The organism is Paenibacillus sp. NRS-1760, assembly GCF_050467785.1.
GTDB lineage: Bacteria > Bacillota > Bacilli > Paenibacillales > Paenibacillaceae > Pristimantibacillus.
This window is the reverse complement of record NZ_JBITPK010000007.1, coordinates 46940-67537: the sequence shown is the minus strand read 5'-3', so window position 1 is coordinate 67537 and position 20598 is coordinate 46940. Positions and strand designations below refer to the sequence as shown.

Sequence of the window (20598 nt, the reverse complement as noted above, 5' to 3'; positions counted from 1 at the left end):
GAGGTTTATAATGGGGGTATGCTCGCAAATCTATTCACTTATAGGAGGACCAATCAATGAACATTTCAATCGGAGGTTATTCATTCAACAACACGTATTTAGAAGGGAAAATGGATATTTTCGGATATTTGGAAACGGTGAAATACCGGTATCGGATGGATGTGGTCGATTTGTGGAATGGCTTTTTTATAGATCGCAGCAGCAAGCCTATTATGAAGCTGGCCGAGGAAAGCTATATTCGCAAAATACGTGAGGCGCTCGATGAAAAAGAAATGCGGGTCGTTAATTTTGCGATCGATGGTGCTCATTTGTGGGACCCAGACAAGGAAATGAGACAGCATTTGTATGATAATGCTCTCCTTCATTTGAAAGCTTCCGTTATTTTAGGTGCGGAAACCGTCCGGATTGATACGGGAGGCAGCTACGAGGACTGGGAAGCAATGAGCGACGAGCAATTTGAATATACGGTAAAAAGATACCAGGAGTTTTCCCAATATGCGGCTGACCATGGCTTTCTAATTGGACCAGAGAACCATATGGGTGCATCACTAAATCCGAATGAGATGAAACGTCTCGCAGAGGCAGTTGATCATCCAGCCTTTGGTTTTCTTGTTCATTTAGGCCGTTGGAAGGAGAATCAAGCAGAAGGAGACAGCATCGTTGCGCCTTGGGCGTATCATACCCATTTTGACGAAGAAACTGCTGACGGTACTCATGCTTTGGAGACGATCCATATGCTGCAAGAATCAGGGTATAAGGGATATTGGGGAGTAGAATATAATGCGCCAAAAAATCAATACGTAGAAACGGAGCTGCTTATTACGAAGGTGAAGAAGCTTCTGATCGAGGCGGATCAACAATCAGGCAGAGGGGCTCAGCACTATGAATAAAATACGAATTGGCATTATAGGCGTAGGACAAATTGGAAAAATGCATATCGAAAAATATAAAAATATCGCTGGCGCTGAGCTTGTTGCTGTATGCGATTTAAATGAAGCGGAAGCAAAACGAGTTGCTGAGCATTATGATATCCCTCATGCCTACTCTGATTTTAGAGAGCTGCTGAAGCGTGATGATTTGGACGCGGTTGACGTGTGCCTGCACAACAATTTCCATGCACCGGTAACGATCGCAGCGCTGCAGGCGGGCCTGCATGTCTATTGTGAGAAGCCGATTGCAGGAACCTATTCAGATGGCAAGGCTATGGTCGATGCTGCGAAGTTATGTGGAAAACAATTGCATGTGCAGCTCTACACGTTATATGGTAAAGATACGAAAGCTGCCAAAACATTAATTGATGGCGGCATGCTGGGCAAGCTGTACCATGCCCGCTCGTCAGGCTTTCGCCGAAGAAATCGACCGTTTGTTGATGGTTATGGCACGCCTTATTTTACGCGCAAGGAAACAGCGGCAGGCGGCGCGCTGCTCGACATGGGCGTCTATCACATTGCACAGCTGCTCTATTTATTAGGCAACCCGCAGGTTGAAAGAATTTCAGGGAAAGTTTATCAAGAGACGGATATGCTGCAAGAGAGAAGGGAACAAAGCGGCTTTGATGTAGAGGAGCTGGCTACAGGCTTGATTCGGTTCAGCGGTGGTTTGACGCTTGATATCGTAGAAGCGTGGGCTGTTCATCTTGGCGGCTTCGAGGGCAGCAGTATCGCTGGTTCCAAGGGTGGCGTACGCTTGCCGAACGAGCAGACAGGACCGGGGGCTCAGTCCTTCAGCTTCCATAACACGGTTTGTGATATGGATATGGACAGTACGCTGGACCTTGATATGATGGACCTGCGCAGGAATCGCTTATATGAGAATGAGGATGCCTACAGCTCATCCCAGCATCACTGGATCGCAGCTCTGCAAGGCAGAGTGCCACTACTGCCAACAGCGGAAATCGCGCTGAATACGATGCTCATTAGCGAAGGCATTTATATGTCAGAGGAGCTTGGACGTGAGGTTAGCGCGGACGAAGTTATTGTACGCGCACGTACTTCTGCTGTAGAGCTTTAAAGAAGTGCTAAGCTAAAGAGCAAGACGAGGGACTTGGATATGAATCAGAATCAGAATCGTACATTTCATTTAATTAAAGCGTTTAACTTTTTTGTATATGGCGCGATTGCCGTCTACAGTACGTTTTTTGTTGTTTATTTGCAATCCATTGGAATGTCTACGCTTGAGATTGGTGCGTTAATGGCGGGCGGCCCGATTGTTTCCATCATCGCGAACCCGCTATGGGGTTATTTGAGCGATCGATTCCGCAATGTCAGGCTTATTCTGATCGTGATGCTTATTGGCAGCATGCTTGTCATGCAGCTCGTCTTTTTATATCAATCGTATACGATCATTTACGCCTGTATGCTGTTCTTTTTCTTTTTTCAAATGCCTTTATTTTCACAGAGCAACAGTCTCATTCTGAACAGCATTGAAGGAACGAACCATAAATTTGGCGCTTTTCGGTTGTTCGGCTCGCTCGGCTGGGCGTTTATCGCTTTGGTGGCTGGACCTGTGATTGGGCAAATTGGCATTGAGCGTCTCTGGATTATTTATTCGGTCATGATGCTTATCTCGCTTGCTTTTGCGTTTACGCTGCCAAAGGGTGATGCGAAGGGTGCAGCCCCTGCCGGCAAAGTGAATTACCGTTCGATGTTCGTGAACCGTTCCTTCTTGTTGTTCTTAATCATAGGTCTAGTGATCTCCATTCCTAACTCTATGAATACGACATTTATCCCGCTGTATATTAAGGAATTGGGCGGAGAGGCTTCCTTAATCGGTTGGTCGGCCTTCTGGTCATCCATATTTGAAATTCCAGTCTTCTTGCTGCTTGATCGGTATTTGAAAAAAAATACAAAAACGATGGTATTATGCCTCGTTGTCATCAGCATCCTGTTCGCCTTGCGCTGGTTCCTGATGTCAAACGCAGACACTGCTCAGCAAATTATTTATATCCAAGTGCTGCACTGCTTAACATTTGGCGGCTACTATTATATTGGCACGCAGCTGGCCGTACAGCTTGTGCCTGCTGAATTCAGAGCATCGGGACAAGCGCTTTATGCCCTTACTTGGGGAGGCTTGTCAGGCATTGCGGCGGGCTTTCTCGGAGGCTGGGTGTTTGAGCAAATGGGTCCGCAGGCGATGTATCAATTATGCAGCGTCATGGCTGCGCTCGGGATTGTTGGCTTCTTCTTGTTGTTTGCGCGGCTGCGCAGAGAAGTGGGCACGAGCAGCAAAATAAGCTCTCATGCTGGATAACTGCAACCTTTCTTGTCTTATGGTCGTTCGAATAAGAGAATGGACATCATGTTATAGGAGAGGTGAACGACCATGAGGAAACGACGGAGTTTAGCCATAACAGCAGTCGCGGTCATGCTTTCTACATCTATTGCAGCACAAGCCTTCGCGGCGGCTCCATTTGGCGATATCGCAAACATTGGCAGCAAGGCAAAGATTGAAGCTTTGCAGCAGCAAGGAATTATTAAAGGAGTGAGCGATACGGCATTCCATCCAGAGGATAATTTGACGGCAGCACAAGGCATTTCTTTGATCGTGAGAACGACGCAAATTAGCCTAGCAGCCATTGATTTTTCTAGTGCGCCTACCGCTGATGGTTTCTATACAAAGGTGAAAAACGATGCGTGGTACGCGGAGGATTTCATCATTGCACACTACAACGGTTTGGACATCCCGGCTGATATTGATCCGCAAGCGCCACTTACGAAAGAACAGTTCACGCATTATCTTGTTCAAGCGTTAGAACTTACCGGTCAATATCCGACGATCAAAATGTTTATTAATATCCAAGACGAAAAGGATATTACGACGGCGTATCAAGGAACCATTCAGCGTTCACTGCTATACAAGATTGCGTCTCTAGATGAGAAGGGCAACTTTGATCCAGCGCATGTTTTAACCCGTGCTGAAGCGGCAGGAATGCTGTATGATACACAAAGCTTTATTGAGGCGCATAAGGAAAAGGCGGAACCTGAGCAGGGAGCAGCTGAATAAAAAATGAAATAGGGAAAGGCAGTTAATTGAGGATTATTTCAGCCTCCTTAACTGCCTTTTTATTTTAAAATTATTTTTCCTAGCAACGCGATAATTCCAAGCGGAGTAATAAGATATAAAAGAGTAATCTTTATTTATATCACATTTTATTTTGAAAAATCAATAATAAATGTAAAAAAACCTTGAAATTAATTCAAGGCTGTAGTATCTTCTGTATAGGAAACTTTTGGGAGGTGAACGGTAATGGAAAAGATGGCAATGCAAATGATGATGAACATGTGCATGGATGAAATGATGTGCAAGATGAAATCCATGAAGATGATGATGGACATGATGATGGAAATGAAAATGATGGACAACATGGATATGAACATGATGATGATGAAGATGCAGGAATGTGACGAAATGTCCACGATGATGATGCAAATGATGCGTGACATGGAGCAAGTATCGATGTAATCATCTATGAATCTGACCATTCATAGAGGTTAGTATAATCGGCAGAGCTGTTCGCGGCATGCCGTCGTATATCGTTTTTTCCTACATAGCTAAGCAGAGCAGCCAACTGCATGCAGGCTTTTTTTTATTTCTAGACCTTCACAATTGCGCCTCGAACCTTCGCCTTATAACGCATAGTGGGCTTTCAGCTTGCTGGCAATCATAACCCGTTGAAGCTTAAACTCCCAAACCTTTTCTCTTAGCTGAATCTGCTGCTCCGAATTATGTGCATTCCGAAGCTGCTCGTAAATATCAAGCATTTTACGATTGATTTGATCGAAGCGAAGCCATAGATCAACACGAATGCCATGCTCGATTTCAAGGCGGATATGGTTATCTTTGGAGCGCAGGTTTTGAAGGATTTGTTGCTGCCACTCTGCATCTCCGATCATTACAGCAAAGTTATAAAGATCTAAATAATCATCAACCCATTTTGCTGCAATTTGTTTCTCGGAATAAGTCATGCTGGTCAGCTCCAATCTCCGTTTTGTTTATATACCTAGTATTATACTAGGAATTAAAGGGAATGCAAGCAATTTGTAATTATTGTGTTTTTGTCCCATTCAGTTCGAAATGGGATTTACGTTTAAATGCTGCAAAAACAGCGAAGCCATTATTTTTATATACGCAGTCGGAATGAACAAAACCAGCCTCACTCAGCCATCTAAGCTGATCCTCTACAGTGGCATTAATGTCGACGCTTCGGCGCTGGATGGCCGCTTCGATTGCACCTGTGGTTAACCCGCTTTGCCGGATGGCTGTTGTCCATTGCGACATATAATATTGATCCCAATAAGCGGTTGTACCCGCTGCTTGATCAGCATTAACGAAGCTGCCGCCTTCTTTTAAAAGCTGATGAACAGTATGAAATAAGTCGCGTTTTGCTGGATGCGATAAGTGATGGATGGACAAGGAGGAGATGATGGCATCGTATTTTTCCGTATAAGGATAGATTGAGTAATCAGCAGCTATATAGCTGACTGATGGGTCAGTTCCGAAGCGAGATTGCGCCTCCTTTAGCATTTCTTCGCTCAAATCGATAAGAGTAAGATTGGCATTTGGGTATTTGTTGCGAATCATAGATGAGAAAAGCCCTGTTCCGGCACCTAAGTCGAGTATACGCGGGGCATCGCCATCACAGTGAACCAAGTCGGTTGCTATGCTGTAAAAATCATCAAAGCAGGGGATCAGTTGGCGGCGCTGACGGTCATATTCAGGCGCGATAGCATCAAACTGTTTTTTCACATTTTCATTCACAATAATGCCTCCTCGAATATTGGGCTGAGTGCTGATTTTTCATTTTCACTTGAGTTAAACAGTATGTTATAGATGATTATTTCATAATGGAAATATATAATATGAATATACTTTATAGTTTTAAACTATGAATGAATCGATTTCAATCCGTTAAAAAATGGGTATTGCGTATCCGAGTTTTTGATGGTACGATTGGTAAAATTTTAAGATCACTGATGAACACAAATGGCAAGTTAAATAGCTTTTACATTCGATGACGAGAAAGAGTACGTTATGGGCCTGATCGAACAGAGAGTTGGGGCAGCTGAAAACCAACGTTCGGGTAGTAGCGGAAAGCCATCTCCGAGAAGCAGGCTGAACGAGAGTAAGCTCTGCCGCATTTCCAGCGTTAACGGGAACATGTATTGCTAGATACATGAGCAGAGTGTCGCGCTTTTGGCGTGAAACTAGGGTGGTAACACGGGTAGAGACTCGTCCCTTTATAGGGATGGGTCTCTTTTTTTGTTTTTTATCCATATTTTAGGAGGAAAAGTAATGGAGACTTGGTCGATGAGCAAAATGATTTCACCAATGGTGCAGCAAATTCCGCCTTCGGGCATTCGTAAATTTTTTAGCTTGGCTGAAGGCAATAAGGATATTATTTCGCTTGGCGTTGGAGAGCCTGACTTCGTTACGCCTGAGCATGTAAGAGCGGCTTGCGTCCGTGCGCTAGAGCAGGGCAAAACCTCCTACACTTCAAATGCAGGGCTTATTGAGCTTAGAGAAGAGATCGCCAACTATTTATACAATGGGTTCCAAGTGAAATACGAACCATCGAATGAAGTGCTTGTTACCGTTGGAGGCAGTGAAGCCATTGATCTTGCACTGCGGGCGTTAATATCGCCAGAGGATGAAATTATTGTTCCTGTTCCTAGCTATATTGCCTATGCGCCGATCGCGCAGTTAAATGGCGGCAAGGTCATTGAGGTTGAAACGTTCGCTGAGGATCATTTCAAACTAACAGCAGAAGCCCTGAAAGCCGTCATTACTCCGCACTCGAAGGTGCTTATTTTAAACTATCCGAACAACCCGACAGGGGCTATCATGACCTATGAAGAGTGGCTTCCTGTTGCTAAGGTCGTGGAAGAAAATAATATAATCGTTATATCCGATGAAATTTATGCGGAGCTGACCTACGATGCGAAACATGTAAGCTTCGCTTCACTGCCAGGCATGCGGGACAGAACGCTGCTTATTAGCGGCTTCTCCAAAGCTTTTGCAATGACAGGGTGGAGAATCGGTTATGCTTGCGGTCATCCGGAGCTGATTGCAGCGATGCTCAAAATTCATCAGTATACCGTCATGTGCGCACCAATTATTGGGCAGGTTGCGGCGATCGAATCACTTCGCAATGGCTTAGAGGAAAAGGACAGGATGATTGAGGCTTATGCGCAGCGCAGACGGATGTTTGTTAAGGGCCTAAGGGAAATTGGTCTACCCTGCCATGAGCCGCTGGGCGCGTTTTATGCTTTCCCTTCTATTGCGCATACGGGACTTACTTCCGATGCATTTGCGCAAAAGCTATTGTTTGATGCCAGTGTTGCTACAGTGCCTGGGCATGTGTTCGGTCAAGGAGGAGAGGGCTTCATTCGCTGCTCCTATGCATCCTCTGTATCAAGGCTTAACGAAGCGCTTGAGCGTATGGACCGCTGCTTGAGGGCAGCGGGTATGTCTGGAAAATAAAGAAGGGAGCCAGCAGAGGCTCCCTCACAGCCCAAACGAGTGGATCAATCGCTTGGAAAATAAATACTGATCGAGGTGCCTTCGCCAATCGCAGAGCGCACCTCGATTCGGCCTTGATGTGCTTCTACGATCATTTTGGCGATACTCATGCCAAGGCCAGTACCGCTGCTTGATTCTTCTGTATTCGTCCCGCGGTAATACCTTTCGAACAGCTTGTTGACAGTGGCCTCATCCATGCCTCTCCCGTTGTCGGAAACGCGGATGTAGGCATCATCATTCAGCATGCCGCAGGTTACCGTAATAGTTATGCCTGTAGGATTATGTTTCACGGCGTTCGACAGCAGATTATCCATTAGCCGCTGTATCCACTTCGGATTGCCATAAAGGCTGACAGGCAGCTCGTCTCCCTCATAAAGGAAGTCGACCTCGGCAAGCGTAGCATCGTTCACATATTTGAGTACTGAGCGTCTAACCAGCTCGCCGAGCTCAAATTCATGTCGATCCATATGAACGGTTCCATGCTTTATTTGATAAATATGCGAAAAGTCATTCATAAGCTCCAGCATATAGCTGCTTTTTTCGCGAATCATTTTGCCCATGTCCTGAAGCTCTTCATCACTCCACTGCGCAGGGGAGCTTTCCAATATATAGCCGTAGCCTTGAATGGTGGAGAGCGGCGTGCGCAAATCATGCGAAATGCCAGTCATCCATTCCTCTCTCGTTTTCTCAAGCTGGCGCCGATCCTTCTCCGTTTGCGCCAGCCGCTCGGCCATTTGGTAGAAAGCCGCAATCACTTCCCGGTAAAGGCGGTAGCGAATGCGCAGCTTGCCGGTGCGACGGAATACCTTTTTGCGATCCTTTGGCGTAAGCACCTCGTCATACCGTCCATTGCCCATCCGCTCGAACCAACCGGCGAATAGGATGAGCGGCTGACCGTATCGATACCCGTGCCAAAACGAGATAGCTAGTGAAAGGAGAAGTAACGAGCCTCCTATCCAAATGAAGATGCGTATAGCTTCCGATAGGATGGGCTGCTTCGTATATGTTATTCGTTCGTTTGGTGTGTGCAAAATCCAAGTCATATCACTATTTTCAGGCTGGTACACAAAGATGTTCGTATCATAATCACCAGGCTTTTGCTGCATAGTCAGCACTTCCAGCGGCTCATATACATCGATAGCAGAAGTCTGGTCTCCAATTGTTTGAACACTTTGGCCAGCTTGGTCTACGATTAGCAAATAGCTGTTTGTTTTCCTTAGCTCGGTGAGTAGGTCATTCTTATATGCCTCATTTACTAGACCATTCTGATGGTATGCCATATACCATGCAGTCAGCTTCTCTTGCTGCGGATTTTTGTAACCAAGAAGAAAGAGCAGCGGAGTAGAATACGTCAGATCGAGCTCGTTATCGACGGTATAGATACCGGATTTTTCGGATTGCTGGATGGCTATAAGCTGCGTAATCGAATAAGAAGTCGGCTGCTCTTTCGGCGTATGGACCGAATAAATAACCTGCCCTTTGGCGTTCACGACTTGCAGCCACATATCACGCTCTTCAATGAGCTCCTTCCAGTGCGTCGACATCTTAATCTCTTTTTTCGAATAGTCGGTTTCCGCGACAATGGAACTAAGCGCGCCGGCGGGAAAGTTCCGTTTGAGATCCTCGTTCGTAATTCTATTAATAAGGACAAGAAACAGCACGATCATCGCAACGAATATGAGAATGGAATACACGACGAGCTGATATGTAAAATGAAAGGCCATTCGGCGTTGAACCTTCATAGGCTTACAGGCTCCTTAACTAATTTGTAGCCGAGACCACGAACGGTAAGCAGATGCGTCGGCATACTGGGATCATATTCAATTCTTTCGCGAATTCGCCTGATGTGAACCATAACCGTGTTGTCGTCCCCTAATCCGTCAATGCCCCATACCGCTTCATAAAGCTGACCTTTCGAGAAGACGATGCCGGGGTTTTTGCAGAAATACAGCAGCAGCTGAAAAACCTGTGCAGGGCATGATACGGGCCGATTATCTACTAATAATTCTCCAGCTGCTTCATTTAACTGAAAACGGCCATAACGGTAGGTTTGATGAGGGGCAGAGGCAGCAGAAATTGACGAAGCGAATGTTGAATGCGGTGGAAGTGATTCCGCCTCTTCCATGCGGCGCAGCCTTGCTTTAATGCGAGCGGCAATCTCCAATGGATTAAATGGTTTTGTGATATAGTCATCGCCGCCCATCGCAAACCCGGTCAGTATATCGAGATCGGATGCTTTGGCGGTTAAAAATAAAATATGCGGATTGCCCAGCTGTCTAATTTTTGAGCAGAGCTCAAATCCGCTGCCGTCGGGTAGCATCACATCCAGCAGCACGATATCGGCTCCGTATCGAGCGATCGTATCGAGAGCTTCTTGGCAGGTTCCTGCCGTATGGATATGCTGGAAGCCTTCCTTTTGGAGCACCAGCTGCAGCATTTTTACAATAGAAGGTTCATCTTCCACTATGACAATTTTGTTCATGTTCATCACCCCGTTTTATGCTAGCACACCAACCTTAACATCTGTTGAACAAAATTGAAAAAAATTAAGCTGCTGTTATGATTCCGTTTGTTCGCTGTTCAATTGGAATCTTTATGATGGGGTAAGAGGTGATGGGAATGATAAATCAAAATGAAACGGGACAGCGAATTCGCGTTATTGATGCGATTAGAGGGTTCTGCTTGCTTGGCATCCTGCTGGCGAACATGCTTATTTTTCAATATGGCATTTATGGGAAAGAGGAAATGCAGCTATTTAATCCTACTCCTACAGATGAAGTGACGCATCAAGTTCTCAAGGTAGCGGTGGAAGGCAGCTTTATGCCAATCTTTATGTTTTTGTTCGGCTACAGTCTCTTTAAGCTGCGCGAAGGACTAGTCGCCAAGGGGCTTAAGCCAGCGAGGTATATGGTACGGCGCTTTTTTATGCTGATAGGACTTGGGCTTATGCATAGCATGCTCCTTTGGGAGGGCGATATCCTATTGGCCTATGGAATAACTGGATTTTTCTTATTGCTATTTGTAAAAAGAAAGCCAAAAACGCTTATTATATGGGGAGTCATATTAAGCATATTAATGTCTGGACTCGGCTACGGCTTGCAGGAGGATACGCCAAAAGAGAAAGCTCGCATGCATGATTACGTGGAAGAGTCCATTACCGTATATGGTGAAGGAACCTATCAGGAAATTATGAATTTCCGTCAAGAAGAGGACCCGCTAGACCTGCCTGTGGCCGTCATGGCAGTGCTTATGGCTTTGATGCCGATGCTGATGATGCCTATGTTTTTGTTTGGTATAGCGGCTGCTAACAAGCAGTGGTTTCATAATCCTAAGCGGGAGAGACGTAAATTTGCTTGGCTCAGCGGCATACTGCTGCCACTAGGTCTTCTATTGAAAGCGATGGCTGTATTAAAGCCGGATTGGGCTTGGAGCAGCGTATTATTGTCTTTAGGCGGGCAATTGCTGGCCTTTGGGTATATTTTTGGTCTTGCGTTCGTCATGTCCTTTTTATCTAAACGATCCTATATCATCATGGCATTTGAATCGGTTGGACGAATGTCCATGACCAACTATTTAATGCAGACGGTGATTTGTACCACTATATTTTATGGATATGCGTTCGGTTGGTTTGGAGAAATCGGTGTGCTTAACGGCGTACTGCTTGGCATAGCCATTTATACCGTTCAAGCCGTTGTGTCCAGCTTCATCCTGTTCTGGTTCAAAAATGGCCCATTTGAGCGACTGCTTCGCATTGCAACATATTGGTCGTTTAGCGGAAAAGCTCGGGTTTCGAAAAAAGCAGCAGATGCACAGGCTGCGGATCATACTTATTTTAGCGCTATGAACTGAATATCATGCGAGAGGGAGGTGCCTGCAGCGAATGTGAGCAGCTTTTGGCCTTCTTCCACTAAAGCATCATGATCTGCTGCGCTTAACTTCTCAAATGATTGAATGACGAGTGCTGTGGTTTCGTTGTTTTGTTCTATTTTCCACGTGCCGCGTACGAATCCGTCTATTAAAAACGTAGAGCGAATAATGCCGTTAATTGTGAACACGAGCGGTTTATACTTTTCATCCAAAATGCGGCTGCGGTCAGAGTAGGAGAGCAGCATATTATCGAACTCGGATAGAAAGCGCGGCGGAGCTATCGTGTCGCCGGGCGGCAAGGGAGCATCCGGCAAATCAAACAGCTCATTGCCCTTCTCATCGGAGAAGGTACGCAGGCTTGGACGCAGCTGTTCGATAGTCTCGCGAAGCTTGTTTAGCCCAGACCAAACTTGCATATCCTTAATGGTTGCGGGGCCAAAGGCGCCAAGGTAACGCAGCAGCATCGTCTCGAGGGAAGGAGAGTTCGCAAGCGATTGACCAAGCCAAGCTTCCGCAGATGTATGTGTTGCTTGACCACTAAGTCCCCATACACCGCGAGGCGGGATTTGGACGAGCGGGACGAGAGTACGAATGGCAGCGCTAAGGGCAGAGGGGTCAATATTAGGCCACTCTAACGCGAGTAGATTGCCGAGTTCGTTGAATGTGCGAGGCTGTTCCTCCACTAAAGCGCGACCTGCTTCACGTATAGCTTCAAGGTCTATGTTTTGCAGCATTTTTCCGTATGTACTAAACATGCCCTTTTCTAAAGCAGGTTGAAGCAAGGGCCGCAATTCCAAACCGTCACGCGCACTGACCAGATGAATCGTAGAGCGCATGAGAGCAATGCGCACGACTTGACGCTCCGTGATGAGCCTAGAGAGCTGCTCCTGTCGGAAGTTCTCAAGCCGTGTCCATAACGCAAAATAGGGCGGGTTAGGCGCTTGAGACTGAATGGCAACCAAATGCTGGATGGCCTCCAGCACGGATATATTGGATCTTCGCAGCAGCATTTGCCGCTCAAGCAAAGCTCTATTTAATTGGCGCATTCCTAAAATAGGTGCTGCTGCATTCTTTGCTCGCTTAGATGAAGCCATGCAATGAATCCCCTCTCTATTTACGATTCGGTTATTTTTCATTGTTCACTTTATTATACAAAAAATCCCCCTCGACCGGTGCGAATGAAGCCTCGGCGAGGGGGATTTTCTTTTAACAGGTGATTAGTTCACTTTAGTAAAGCGGCCTTCAATTTTTGCCGCGATAGTACCGGCTGTGGAATTCGCATTAATATATGTGATCGTAGCGTCAAGATCTACAGGACCAGCCTCACGGTTTGTTCCTTTCAAGAGCACCGTGTAGCCGTCGCCGCCTGTTGCCATAAAATCGTTCACGACAATCGTATAGGCTGCTGCGTCATCTAGAACAGTGCCATCGGCTTTCTTGATTTCAACAATCTTTTGGCCGTCTGGCTTGCTATCGTCATACTTATATGTGAAACCTGAAATTTGGCCAATCTTCGGGCTTGTTCCTGCCCATTGCTGATTCATCAGCTCTTTCATTTGCGCGCCAGTCAGCGTCATCTTAATGAGCACGTTGCCGAAAGGCTGTACGGAGAACATGTTTCCGTAAGTGACATTTCCTTGTGGAAGATCATTACGGATTCCGCCTGAATTCATGAATGCAAAGTCCGCTTTCATTACTTCGCGCATGCCATCGGCAATTAGGTTTCCTAGCGCTGATTCGCCGGAAGCGTTAGTTGTACGTGTAATGGCAGCATCCGTTTTAGTAACCGGTGCGTTCATAACTGGAGCGTTCAGCTCTTGGTACGATTTGATCATTTGTGCAATTTCTGCATCCGGCGTAACGCCTTCGCGTTTCACTTCAACGACTTCGCCTTTAGCGGAAATAACGTTATGCGTTGCACGATCGATAACTAGATCCACATCAGAGAATGCCGTACCATAAGAGAAGGCTTCAATGACAAGCTTGCCGTCGATCATTTTGTTCAGACCGCCATGGTTGTGGCCTGCGAAGATGACGTCTACATCATCATCAACGTTGTTAGCCAGATCGACAACTTCGCCAGTTGGAGCGTCGGCTTTGCCATCGAATGGATCATGCGCCAAAATAACGATGGTGTGCACGCCCTTCGCTTGCAGCTCTTTCACTGCTTTGTTAACCGCTGGAGCTTGCTCGATAAAGTTAAGACCTTTAATGCTTTCAGCTTTTACGACAGAAGGCGTAATATTCGTTACGACCCCGATAAAACCGACTTTAACTCCGCCAACTTCAAGTACTTTGTAGGCGTCAAGCAGCGGTTTGCCGTTTGCATCCACTACGTTTGCAGCGACATAAGGGAAGTTTGCACCTGCGAAATCCTTGCCCGTTTTCGGGTTTTTGCCTCCGTTGATTAAGCGGAGTGCTTCAGCTGCGCCAGCGTCAAACTCATGGTTGCCGAGTGTGCCGATATCGAAGCCGAGACGGTTCAAGAAATCGATCGTCGGCTCATCCTGCAGCATCGCGGATACCGGTGCGCTAGCACCAACCGCATCGCCAGCATGCACAAGCAGCGTGTTCGGATTCGAAGCTTCGCGTTGTTTCAAATATGTGGCCAAATAATCCGCGCCTCCGAGTGTCGACACGACTTTGCCCGCTGCATCTTTTACATCTTTTTTGTAATCCAATTGTCCGTGGAAATCGTTAATGCCCAGCAATTGTACCGAAATATCGCTGATCAGCGTATGAACGACTTTCGCCGCTTCTGCACGAGTCGATGACGCTTTAGGGACAAACTTGCCTTCGCTGCGTCCGTTCATAACCCCGCGGTCAACTACGATATTCACGCCAGCTTTTGCCCAAGCACTAATTTGAGCATCGTCGGCCATTTTTTTGCTTTCCGCTATGATCGTCTCTTTGCCTGCTTTGAGTTTCAATGCGTTGCTTGCCATTACCGCCATTTGCTCACGCGTAATTTTGTCGTTTGGAGCAAATTTGCCTTTGGAAACTCCGTTAACCAAGCCGTTCTCGCTTGCCGCTGCAACGGATTCCGCATACCATGCAGTCGCTGGAACATCGGTGAACGAGCTTTTGCTTTTCGCAGTCAATTTCAAAGCTTTCACGAGCAGTGTCGCGAATTCCGCGCGGGTAACGTTCGTGTTTGGCTCAAAAGTGGTATCCGTTTTGCCTGTAACGATTTGTTTTGCAACCAGCTCATTAATGGCAGGTGAAGCCCAGTGAGAAGCTGGTACATCAGTAAATAGCTTGTTTAGGTCGAGGGAGAAGATGCCGAAGCCCTTTTCATCGACTTTATCCAAGTAACGGATGTTGTTCGTTGTTTTTGCATACTCCGCCGCTTTTGGAGATGAAGTGAATGTAACCTTTACATCGCCCATAACTGGAGCAATCGACCAGTTGTTATCGATCGATGGGTTAATTTGCTTATTCGTGCTAATGTAATCCATTAAGATTTGGCGGTTTTCGTCCGGTGCGTCAATAATATATTTGCTTCCTTTAACGCCTGGGAAGTTGCCGCCGCCTCCAGCACGGTAATTGTTAGTAATAACGATGAAATCTTGATTTGGATCTACCGGCTTACCCTTGTAGTTTAACTTAATGATCCGGCTGGAAGCTGCATCATTAATCGTGCCATCAACTTTATATTTAGCTGGTTTAGTAACGTCTACTTGGTAAGTTACGCCATCGATCACGTCAAAGTTATACACTTGGAATGAAGGATTAAGCAGTTCTTGCTCTTCCGATTTGCTTTGATCGATTTGATTGAATTTGCCAGCAGACATTTCCAGCCATTCTTTCACAACAGAACCCTTAACCATGATCGCTTTAAGCGTGTTGTCGTAGAGATAGAGATCGCCTGCACTCTTAATCGCGAGCGGGCCGGCTTTAATTTCTGTGAATTCCTCAACGCCATTGCGTCCCGCTTTGAATGGAGCGCCTACGGACAAGATTGGCGTGTCCTTGTATTCTGGCAGGTTTTTCTTAATATAGTTTTCAACATACCATTTCTGTGCGTTCGTTACGATCTGAACAGAAGGGTCGTCTTGTACGAGCGCAAAATAGCTATGAATCGGCGCTGTTGTTGTTCCGATAGGGTTGTTTGCGTATTTAATCGTTGCTTCGTGATCACCATTCACGGCGTCGATGATTGCTTGATCGATTTCAACAAGCGGTTTCTTCGCTGCGCTATCGTAAATCGCTTTCGTGGAGGACTGGGAGCCAGCAACTTTCCATTTGCCGTCCTGTTTCTCTAGCGACAAATCGATAATTCCTAGATTGCTTCCGCCGTATCCAGCTTGTACGGCAGGCACTCCATTAATCGTGCCCTTCGCATTGTCAACGCTTGCATATACTTTGCCAGAAGCATCCTTAAATAAAGCGTCGAGCGATTTCTCGTCAACTGCAGGGAATACTTTATGAGTATGAGAGAATGTAATTGCATCAATACCAGACACCTTGCTTAGAAGCAGTACAGCATCCTCAGCGTTAGTATTTGCTTGAGAGTTGCCATTAAAGCCCGTGTGCGCCATAGCAATAATAATGTCCGCGCCTTCCGCTCTCATTTTAGGTACAAATTTCTCAGCAGTTGCGGCAATATCCTTCGTAATGACTTTGCCTTCAAGCCAAGTTTTGTCCCACTGTGTAATTTGCGGAGGTACAAAGCCGATAACACCGATTTTCAGCGTCTGCTCCTGACCGGATTCATCAACGACTTTTTTCGTAATAATTTTGTAGGGCTCAAAGCGGTTCACATCGTTATCCGGATTCGAGTCCTTATCATCGATATATACGTTTGCGCTCACATAAGGGAAATTGGCGCCTTTAAGAGCGTTGTCCAAATAATCTAATCCATAGTTGAATTCATGGTTGCCAAGGGTAGCAACGTCGTAGTCAAGTTGATTCATGGCCTTATAAACGGGATGAATCTCTTTGTCTTTAATTGGAGCTACGACAGCCTTGTAAGTGCCAAGCGGCGTGCCTTGGATAAGGTCACCGTTGTCAACAAGGAATGTGTTCTTTGATTCTGCTCTAGCCGCTTTAATCAGATTTGAAGTTCTAGCAAATCCGACCGTATTGGAAACGGCATCCTTGTAATAATCGTACGGCACAAGATTGGTGTGAATGTCTGTTGTTTCCATAATTCTGAGTTTCACGCTGGACCCGGCATCCGCTGCTGCTGCGAACATACCGTTAAACGGCATCGACAGTACGAATAAAGTCAATGACGAGACAGCGAGCTTTCGTAAACCCTTTTTCCCCTTAAGCTGACCTTCCTGCATTCTACCAATCTTCCTCTCATGTCATAAATGTTAACATAAACATAATAGAGCAGAAGCTACTAAATTCCAATACTATATTTTCGAAATTTAATAGAACCAAGGTAATAATAATGTATATTTTGAAAAAAGAACAAGAACAAAAAATGGAAAGCTTTGTAACGAAAAGCGTTCCACTTAGCAGCTTGTTTATGTTATTTTTATAGGAACAAAACCATTTCATAGAGAAGAAGGAGTGAAACGTATGACAACGCAAACAAAAGACTGGATATTGCACTCCGTCATTTTTAACTTGAAGCATGAACAAGGCTCTGCGGAGGAACAGCAGTTTTTGGAGGATGGAGAGCGGATTCTTACTTCGATTCCGTCTGTAAAGAACTTTCAAGTGTATAAGCAAGTAAGCGGGAAAAATGACTACCGCCATGGCTTCGCAATGGAATTTGCGAATCAGGCTGATTACGATGCTTATAACGAGCATCCGCTGCATGTGCAGTTTGTAAATGAACGTTGGGTGACAGAAGTAGAAAAGTTTCTTGAAATCGATTACGCGAAGTAGGACGTTCCATTGATGATTTAGCTGAAACGACATATAATGAGCGGTAGAGATAACACATTTTCGAACAAATACGAACATAATGGGATGAGGGACTAAAAGATGAAAAAGCTGAGAGTGCTTCAGCAGTTGACGGATGCCGGCGTCGTGGCGGTATTGCGTGCGGACTCGCCTGAGGAAGTTGTGGAAATGTCACGCCGTGCAATTAAGGGCGGTATCAAAGCGATTGAAATTACGATGACTGTGCCATTTGCGCTGCGTGCTATCGAGCAATTATCCAAAGAGTATTCAAGCTCCGTATCACCTGATGCTGACAACTTTGCTATTATCGGCGTCGGCACAGTACTAGATCCAGAAACGGCACGCGCTGCTATATTGGCAGGGGCGGAATATGTCGTTTCTCCAGCGCTTAATCCGGATACGATCAAGCTTTGCAATCGCTATGCGGTTCCTATTTTACCGGGTACCATGACCATTCACGAAATTCAAACGGCATTGGAGCTGGGCGTTGATATCGTGAAGCTGTTCCCAGGAAATCTATATTCACCAAGCGTGATTCCTTCTATTAAAGGACCGTTGCCGCAGGCTAACGTTATGCCAACCGGCGGCGTATCGCTCGACAACCTAAAGGACTGGATCAAAGCGGGCGCGGTAGCGGTCGGTATCGGATCCGATCTAACGAAGGACGCTGTAAAAACGGGCGATTTCTCGCTCATTGAGAAGAAAGCCGCTGCTTATATCGCAGCTTACCGCGAAGCAAAAGGACTTTAATCAAATACCTGACGGAGGCTGCCTCTGTCAGGTTCTTTTTTTTGAAATATAAGAAAGGATATCATTTTCTCATAGTTACATGACTAGTTTAGAGGAGGAAATCCAGCCAATGCTGAAACGAGAGCAAATTCGAATTCGTGATCCTTACATACTGGTAAATGAGCAAGAGAAATGTTATTACCTATATGGTACAACGGATGAGAATGTATGGTCAGCTCCAGGGACGGGGTTCGATACGTACAAAAGCACTGATCTTGAGAATTGGGATGGGCCTTATCCAGCCTTCAGGCCAGCGCCAGCTTTTTGGTCGGATCATCATTTTTGGGCGCCTGAAGTGTATGTTTACGATAACAGCTACTATATGTTTGCTTCATTTAAGTCAGAGGATAAGCGGCGCGCAACACAGGTTTTAATAGCGGAAAGCCCTCTTGGGCCTTTTGTCCCGCTTACAGATAAGCCCGTCACTCCATTGGAGTGGGAATGTCTTGACGGTACGCTGCATATCGAAGCGGATGGAACTCCATGGATGGTATTTTGCCAAGAATGGGTGCAGGTGAATGATGGTAAAATGTGCGCCATTCCATTGACCGCAGATTTAAAGGAAGCGGCTGGAGAGCCGATCACGCTTTTCTCCGCATCGGAAGCAGCTTGGGCCATTCCATTTGGCGATGATCATAACAACTATATTACAGACGGCCCTTATCTATATCGTAATCAAGCAGGCGAGCTGCTTATGCTTTGGTCAAGCGGTTCGAAAAATGGCTACGCTATTGGGATCGCCCGTTCAGCCAGCGGAACGATTGAAGGGCCATGGACGCAGGATGAGGAGACGCTTTTCCCGCAGGATGGTGGACACGGGATGTTATTCCGCTCATTGGAAGGACAGCTTATGCTTGCCATGCACGCACCCAACAATGAGCCGGATGAAAGAGCAGTATTTATTGAAATCGAAGAGAAGAACGGTACGCTGCAGCGAAAAGTAAAAGCGCAGTTCTTATAACCGATTTGGGAGCTTTGCTTGATTCTGATCAGGAATAGCGTTATAACAGAAACAGGGTCAAAAAAGAGAAAACACAATTGATTAAAGGAGTCGTTCAATTAATGGATTATCGTATTGAGAAGGACACAATGGGCGAGATTCAGGTTCCTGCGGATAAGCTATGGGGCGCACAAACGCAACGCAGCTTGCAAAACTTCAAAATTAGCGGTGAGCGCATGCCGATCGAAGTGGTGTATGCGATGGCTTATATTAAAAAAGCAGCCGCGCAAGCCAATGAGAAGCTTGGCGTTTTGGATGCAGCAAAGTCAGCGATTATTGGTGAAGCGGTAGACGAAATCGTTTCAGGCAAATGGGATGAGCATTTTCCATTAGTCGTATGGCAAACAGGCAGCGGCACGCAAACGAACATGAACGTAAATGAGGTTATTGCTAACCGTGCGAATAACTTGCTTGCAGAACGCGGAAGCGAAGTGCGCATCCACCCGAATGATGACGTAAACCGCTCACAAAGCTCGAATGATACATTCCCTGCAGCGATGCATATTGCTGGCGTAATTGCGCTCGAGGATCGCTTGCTTCCATCTCTTGATCTACTGAATGGCACGCTTCGTGCGAAAGCGGAGAAGTTTAACGATATTGTGAAAATCGGGCGTACTCATCTTCAAGATGCTACACCAATTACGCTTGGTCAAGAAATCAGCGGCTGGTACTCCATGCTGGACAGAACGCGCGCCATGTTAGTTCAAAGCGTAGAAACGATGCGCGATCTAGCGCTTGGCGGTACGGCAGTTGGTACGGGCCTTAACGCTCACCCTGACTTTGCAGTTGCAGTAGCGCAAGAAGTAACGGCGCTTACGGGCAAAACATTTGTAACGGCGGAGAACAAATTCCACTCGCTTACAAGCCACGACCAAATCGTATACACGCATGGTGCCGTAAAAGCGCTGGCGGCTGATTTGATGAAAATTGCAAACGATGTAAGATGGCTGGCAAGCGGTCCTCGCTGCGGCATCGGTGAAATTTCGATTCCAGAGAACGAGCCGGGCAGCTCGATTATGCCAGGTAAAGTTAATCCAACGCAAAGTGAAGCTTTGACGATGGCAGTATGCCAAGTGATTGGCAATGATACGGCTATTTCGATGGCAGCAAGCCAAGGAAACTTCGAGCTAAACGTATTCAAACCAGTTATCATTTATAACTTCCTGCAATCAGTAGCCCTTCTTGCTGATGGCATGGTTTCATTCAACGACAACTGTGCGGTTGGCATTGAGCCAAACGAAGCAGTAATCAAACGTAATCTGGATCAGTCGCTGATGCTGGTCACAGCGCTTAATCCGCATATCGGCTACGAGAATGCGGCTGCCATTGCCAAAAACGCACACAAAAAAGGACTAACATTGAAGGAGTCGGCTATCGCGAGCGACTTGCTTACTTCAGAGCAATTCGATGAATTTGTTCGTCCCGAAAACATGATCGGAAAGCGTTAATAAATAGCTAAATAAGAAAGGATCAGCTCTTGTCTCATGGGACAAGGTGCTGATTCTTTTTGCTGTACAGAGGTTCATGTTATGATATGGGCTTTTTATGGTATGATACGAGGG

General features: G+C 46.1%; 17 protein-coding genes and 1 other annotated feature. Of the genes, 11 read left to right on the top strand and 6 right to left on the bottom strand.

Going from position 1 to position 20598, the window contains the following annotated elements:
- Positions 1-56 precede the first annotated feature (56 nt).
- The 5 genes from ACIFSR_RS04345 to ACIFSR_RS04325 all read left to right on the top strand — a co-directional run bounded on the left by ACIFSR_RS04345 (position 57) and on the right by ACIFSR_RS04325 (position 4461).
- Positions 57-890: a sugar phosphate isomerase/epimerase family protein gene (locus tag ACIFSR_RS04345; protein WP_339206780.1), complete on the top strand. Its 834-nt coding sequence runs from the start codon at positions 57-59 to the stop codon at positions 888-890.
- Positions 883-2010, top strand: coding sequence for a Gfo/Idh/MocA family protein (locus ACIFSR_RS04340; protein WP_339206781.1), 1128 nt, complete (start codon positions 883-885; stop codon positions 2008-2010). Before ACIFSR_RS04345 ends, ACIFSR_RS04340 begins: the two co-directional genes overlap by 8 nt.
- Before the next feature lie 39 nt (positions 2011-2049).
- Positions 2050-3249, top strand: a complete 1200-nt coding sequence (locus tag ACIFSR_RS04335; RefSeq protein ID WP_430055218.1) for an MFS transporter — start codon at positions 2050-2052, stop codon at positions 3247-3249.
- A gap of 72 nt (positions 3250-3321) precedes the next feature.
- A complete protein-coding gene (locus ACIFSR_RS04330) occupies positions 3322-4002 on the top strand; it encodes an S-layer homology domain-containing protein (RefSeq protein WP_076268804.1) in 681 nt (226 codons plus the stop codon).
- A 243-nt stretch (positions 4003-4245) separates the two neighbouring features.
- Positions 4246-4461 carry a hypothetical protein gene (locus ACIFSR_RS04325; protein ID WP_076268805.1) on the top strand — a complete coding sequence of 72 codons (216 nt, stop codon included), beginning with the start codon at positions 4246-4248 and terminating at the stop codon, positions 4459-4461.
- A gap of 164 nt (positions 4462-4625) precedes the next feature.
- Here ACIFSR_RS04325 and ACIFSR_RS04320 read toward each other — a convergent pair whose 3' ends face one another.
- Positions 4626-4964: a hypothetical protein gene (locus tag ACIFSR_RS04320; protein ID WP_339206787.1), complete on the bottom strand. Its 339-nt coding sequence runs from the start codon at positions 4962-4964 to the stop codon at positions 4626-4628.
- Positions 4965-5043: 79 nt separating this feature from the next.
- Positions 5044-5757, bottom strand: a complete 714-nt coding sequence (locus tag ACIFSR_RS04315; RefSeq protein WP_430055215.1) for a class I SAM-dependent methyltransferase — start codon at positions 5755-5757, stop codon at positions 5044-5046.
- A 244-nt stretch (positions 5758-6001) separates the two neighbouring features.
- Positions 6002-6239: a binding site (T-box leader), on the top strand.
- 52 nt (positions 6240-6291) lie between these two features.
- Between ACIFSR_RS04315 and ACIFSR_RS04310 the strand changes: the two genes are divergently transcribed.
- On the top strand, positions 6292-7479 hold the full coding sequence (locus ACIFSR_RS04310; RefSeq protein WP_430055213.1) for an aminotransferase class I/II-fold pyridoxal phosphate-dependent enzyme: 1188 nt from the start codon (positions 6292-6294) through the stop codon (positions 7477-7479).
- Between the two features lie 44 nt (positions 7480-7523).
- Here ACIFSR_RS04310 and ACIFSR_RS04305 read toward each other — a convergent pair whose 3' ends face one another.
- Complete coding sequence (locus tag ACIFSR_RS04305) at positions 7524-9260, bottom strand: sensor histidine kinase (RefSeq protein WP_430055212.1); 1737 nt, start codon at positions 9258-9260, stop codon at positions 7524-7526.
- Positions 9257-10006, bottom strand: coding sequence for a response regulator transcription factor (locus ACIFSR_RS04300; protein WP_430055210.1), 750 nt, complete (start codon positions 10004-10006; stop codon positions 9257-9259). Before ACIFSR_RS04300 ends, ACIFSR_RS04305 begins: the two co-directional genes overlap by 4 nt.
- Positions 10007-10137: 131 nt before the next feature.
- Between ACIFSR_RS04300 and ACIFSR_RS04295 the strand changes: the two genes are divergently transcribed.
- Complete coding sequence (locus ACIFSR_RS04295) at positions 10138-11367, top strand: DUF418 domain-containing protein (RefSeq protein WP_430055207.1); 1230 nt, start codon at positions 10138-10140, stop codon at positions 11365-11367.
- Here ACIFSR_RS04295 and ACIFSR_RS04290 read toward each other — a convergent pair.
- Positions 11346-12479 carry a winged helix DNA-binding domain-containing protein gene (locus ACIFSR_RS04290; protein ID WP_430055205.1) on the bottom strand — a complete coding sequence of 378 codons (1134 nt, stop codon included), beginning with the start codon at positions 12477-12479 and terminating at the stop codon, positions 11346-11348. The genes ACIFSR_RS04295 and ACIFSR_RS04290 overlap by 22 nt on opposite strands.
- Positions 12480-12602: 123 nt before the next feature.
- Complete coding sequence (locus ACIFSR_RS04285) at positions 12603-16676, bottom strand: bifunctional 2',3'-cyclic-nucleotide 2'-phosphodiesterase/3'-nucleotidase (protein ID WP_430055202.1); 4074 nt, start codon at positions 16674-16676, stop codon at positions 12603-12605.
- A gap of 241 nt (positions 16677-16917) precedes the next feature.
- Between ACIFSR_RS04285 and ACIFSR_RS04280 the strand changes: the two genes are divergently transcribed.
- From ACIFSR_RS04280 to fumC, 4 genes are all read left to right on the top strand, one after another.
- Positions 16918-17229 (top strand): Dabb family protein, encoded by a 312-nt coding sequence (locus ACIFSR_RS04280; protein WP_076268814.1) that lies wholly within the window; start codon positions 16918-16920, stop codon positions 17227-17229.
- Positions 17230-17328: 99 nt separating this feature from the next.
- Positions 17329-17997, top strand: a complete 669-nt coding sequence (locus ACIFSR_RS04275; RefSeq protein ID WP_076268815.1) for a bifunctional 2-keto-4-hydroxyglutarate aldolase/2-keto-3-deoxy-6-phosphogluconate aldolase — start codon at positions 17329-17331, stop codon at positions 17995-17997.
- Positions 17998-18106: 109 nt separating this feature from the next.
- Positions 18107-18997 carry a glycoside hydrolase family 43 protein gene (locus ACIFSR_RS04270; RefSeq protein WP_339206801.1) on the top strand — a complete coding sequence of 297 codons (891 nt, stop codon included), beginning with the start codon at positions 18107-18109 and terminating at the stop codon, positions 18995-18997.
- 101 nt (positions 18998-19098) lie between these two features.
- Positions 19099-20484 (top strand): class II fumarate hydratase, encoded by a 1386-nt coding sequence (fumC, locus tag ACIFSR_RS04265; RefSeq protein ID WP_430055198.1) that lies wholly within the window; start codon positions 19099-19101, stop codon positions 20482-20484.
- Positions 20485-20598 lie beyond the last annotated feature (114 nt).

Coding starts and splice junctions, on each gene's coding strand:
- ACIFSR_RS04345 (WP_339206780.1), top strand. CDS start 57: ATGAACATTTCAATCGGAGGTTATTCATTCAACAACACGTATTTAGAA.
- ACIFSR_RS04340 (WP_339206781.1), top strand. CDS start 883: ATGAATAAAATACGAATTGGCATTATAGGCGTAGGACAAATTGGAAAA.
- ACIFSR_RS04335 (WP_430055218.1), top strand. CDS start 2,050: ATGAATCAGAATCAGAATCGTACATTTCATTTAATTAAAGCGTTTAAC.
- ACIFSR_RS04330 (WP_076268804.1), top strand. CDS start 3,322: ATGAGGAAACGACGGAGTTTAGCCATAACAGCAGTCGCGGTCATGCTT.
- ACIFSR_RS04325 (WP_076268805.1), top strand. CDS start 4,246: ATGGAAAAGATGGCAATGCAAATGATGATGAACATGTGCATGGATGAA.
- ACIFSR_RS04320 (WP_339206787.1), bottom strand. CDS start 4,964: ATGACTTATTCCGAGAAACAAATTGCAGCAAAATGGGTTGATGATTAT.
- ACIFSR_RS04310 (WP_430055213.1), top strand. CDS start 6,292: ATGGAGACTTGGTCGATGAGCAAAATGATTTCACCAATGGTGCAGCAA.
- ACIFSR_RS04305 (WP_430055212.1), bottom strand. CDS start 9,260: ATGAAGGTTCAACGCCGAATGGCCTTTCATTTTACATATCAGCTCGTC.
- ACIFSR_RS04300 (WP_430055210.1), bottom strand. CDS start 10,006: ATGAACATGAACAAAATTGTCATAGTGGAAGATGAACCTTCTATTGTA.
- ACIFSR_RS04295 (WP_430055207.1), top strand. CDS start 10,138: ATGATAAATCAAAATGAAACGGGACAGCGAATTCGCGTTATTGATGCG.
- ACIFSR_RS04290 (WP_430055205.1), bottom strand. CDS start 12,479: ATGGCTTCATCTAAGCGAGCAAAGAATGCAGCAGCACCTATTTTAGGA.
- ACIFSR_RS04285 (WP_430055202.1), bottom strand. CDS start 16,676: ATGCAGGAAGGTCAGCTTAAGGGGAAAAAGGGTTTACGAAAGCTCGCT.
- ACIFSR_RS04280 (WP_076268814.1), top strand. CDS start 16,918: ATGACAACGCAAACAAAAGACTGGATATTGCACTCCGTCATTTTTAAC.
- ACIFSR_RS04275 (WP_076268815.1), top strand. CDS start 17,329: ATGAAAAAGCTGAGAGTGCTTCAGCAGTTGACGGATGCCGGCGTCGTG.
- ACIFSR_RS04270 (WP_339206801.1), top strand. CDS start 18,107: ATGCTGAAACGAGAGCAAATTCGAATTCGTGATCCTTACATACTGGTA.
- fumC (WP_430055198.1), top strand. CDS start 19,099: ATGGATTATCGTATTGAGAAGGACACAATGGGCGAGATTCAGGTTCCT.